The 2,452-nt window shown below is 37.5% G+C and carries 4 protein-coding genes; all 4 read right to left on the bottom strand.

Features of this window, described 5'->3' with window-relative positions; all coding sequences use genetic code 11:
• Positions 1–178: 178 nt before the first annotated feature.
• Positions 179–415, bottom strand: coding sequence for a hypothetical protein (locus K4I03_RS12470; protein ID WP_227965670.1), 237 nt, complete (start codon positions 413–415; stop codon positions 179–181).
• A gap of 66 nt (positions 416–481) precedes the next feature.
• Complete coding sequence (locus tag K4I03_RS12465; RefSeq protein ID WP_227965668.1) at positions 482–1,096, bottom strand: hypothetical protein; 615 nt, start codon at positions 1,094–1,096, stop codon at positions 482–484.
• Positions 1,097–1,106: 10 nt separating this feature from the next.
• Positions 1,107–2,072: a DNA cytosine methyltransferase gene (locus K4I03_RS12460; protein WP_321573178.1), complete on the bottom strand. Its 966-nt coding sequence runs from the start codon at positions 2,070–2,072 to the stop codon at positions 1,107–1,109.
• Between the two features lie 11 nt (positions 2,073–2,083).
• The coding region (locus K4I03_RS12455) for a hypothetical protein (protein WP_227965666.1) at positions 2,084–2,452 on the bottom strand (369 nt) is incomplete at its 5' end.

Here is a 2,452-nt window from a genome sequence, read left to right as displayed (position 1 = left end):
ACATCAATAGAGCACCATTTTTCAATAGAGATAAAATCTTCATACGCAGCTATATCGCCATCGGTTATATAAGCACTTGTTTGGTCAGTAATTAGATTACCGTACACCCATCCACCTTTATTTTCATCTGCTATTGAYTTTCCTCTGAATTTTGGCAACATTTTATTTTCTCCTTTCTCTAAGGCAACTTTGGCAGCGGCATCCAGTATAGACCTTCTGTTTTTTGAGCATTTACTAACTCTACTCCATCATCAACGTCACACCAATTATCAATCCATATTGTCTTCCCATCACTAACCAAGATGTCTTCGCCAATGTTGGGTACTGGTTTTTCCCAGACTGCTTCAGTATATTCTGGAAAATCTTTCTTTTCTTCTTCAGTCAAATTTCTAATTTTAAATTGATTCCAAGTCATTACTTATACCTCCTTTATTTTCGAGCCTAGATCAAAGACCTGGCCAATTAATCATCTGGTATCTTGTTATTTTTCTAGTAGTTCTTGACTAGCAAAATCCAACAGGAATTTAATCAATTTTGGATTAGCTTTTTCATTTTTGGCTACTTGAATGAAAGCAGTCATTAGCTGCCCAAGCATTTCCTCTAGGTCTATAACACCTGCATGATAGGTTGCAACGTCCTCTCCATGAGTGGCAAGTGTAGTAACACTTTTCAACTGCTGTAGTTCCAATATATTTTCCGCTTGATACTGAAGCACTTTATCAAGCTTTAGCTCTGTCGCAATATCAGCATCTTCTGGAATTTTCTTGATTATATTTAGCTCACTATCTGTCAAAATATAATCTGATCCAGACTGCAATTCTTCATCTTGCAACACACGATTGTATTCAGGCACCGTAAAGAGAAAGTTGTTACTTACTTCACTCCTCAACCATTCTTGAACAGCAGGGTATAACTTAACCGCAAGGTCTATTGTCATATTCCCAATATCGCTTTTTGCTTTTACGTTCTCGCTCATGTATTTAATGAGCATCCCCCTGTTTATGCCTGTCCTTTTTTCCATAGAGTAGGAAGTATGCCCGCTCTTTTTCAAAAAAGCTGTAATGTCTTTCTTGATTTCTTTCATCTGATTTGTCATTTTTTCTCCTTTACACTGAAGTCTCTTCCAACTCCCAATCAAAATCTAATTCCTTGAGAATTTCCTTAAATAAACTCTCAAAGATTGGAACAGGGATGCTGTTCCCTGCTTGGTGATATAATGTTCGATTCATTCGTCCATTTGGAGCTGTATTTACTTTCATAGCTCTATAAAAATCTTCATCAGAATAGCCCTGTAGTCGCCAACATTCTTTTTCTGTTAGGTAACGGTAACGACCATCTGGTAAAGCAATTACTTGAGCTGGTGTTCTATCTTGTCGTGTGGTAACGGTATAGGCAAACTTGTCCAGAACCGTCGCCCTTTTAACTGTTCCCGTCTTACCTACACCTTGTAAGACAGATGGCTGAGTAACTATATGACAATCCATAAAATCATCATCTAGTAAAGCAGATAGGGGCTTCATTTTACTTCTTTCTAGCTTATCAAAACTAAAAGCTTCACTCCCTAAAGCTGATACTGTGAAAACTCGTTCACGGGCTTGTGGAACTCCAAAATCACGAGCATCCAGAACTTCAAAATTATTTGTGTAGCCCAGAGTTTCCATGTAAGAAAGATAATTGTCAAAATTTCTTTTCATGTGTTTGGAGAGAACATTTTTTACATTCTCCCAAATCACATATTTAGGTCGCCATTCACCCATTTCCTCAATGATTCTTACTGTTTCCCACATCAAGCTAGAACGAGTTTCAGACCCCTCATCAGCGCCTTTCTGATGACCAGCGATTGAGAAATCCTGACAAGGGCTACCATGTATCAAAATATCTGGTTTTAAGTCATAATTGACTACTGTTTGAGTTTTATAAGCCAGTTCGTTTGCAAACATAGCATTATAACTGGAGACTGCCTTTTGGTCAATCTCCACATAATCAATAGCTTTAGTCGGTACACCCAGATTGCGCAAGGCAATCCGAGGGCTGCCGATTCCACCAAATAGCTCTAAAATTTTAATCATCATTTCCTTTCTTATCAATATAAACACATATTATCTGAAAAAATCTGAATCAATACAGACCTTGTTTCTTTTGTCCAAAGGTTATAATCCACTCCAGAATGATTAATAAACGCTTCCCTTGCCACTAAAACTTTAGGAATCATTCCTGCCATCCCTTCTTGGTCTTTCAACTTTTTGCTGATTTCCATTTGGTTGTGTTGCATTACTTGGTGAGTATTCAAGTCTAAATCTTCCAACTGTGTAGCTTTGAAAAAGCCAACCGCCTCTTGATAAGCTCTATCTAGCTTAGTATATACAGCCAAATTATTAAGGCGGTTGCTTGGCAAGGAGATATTAGAACTTGAACTCGTATAACTAATTTCCTCACTTACTACATAAAAGTT

The organism is Streptococcus sanguinis, assembly GCF_020729725.1.
Taxonomy (GTDB): Bacteria; Bacillota; Bacilli; order Lactobacillales; family Streptococcaceae; genus Streptococcus; species Streptococcus sanguinis_V.
The sequence above is the reverse complement of the archived record's forward strand: the minus strand, read 5'-3'. Positions and strand labels throughout refer to the sequence as shown.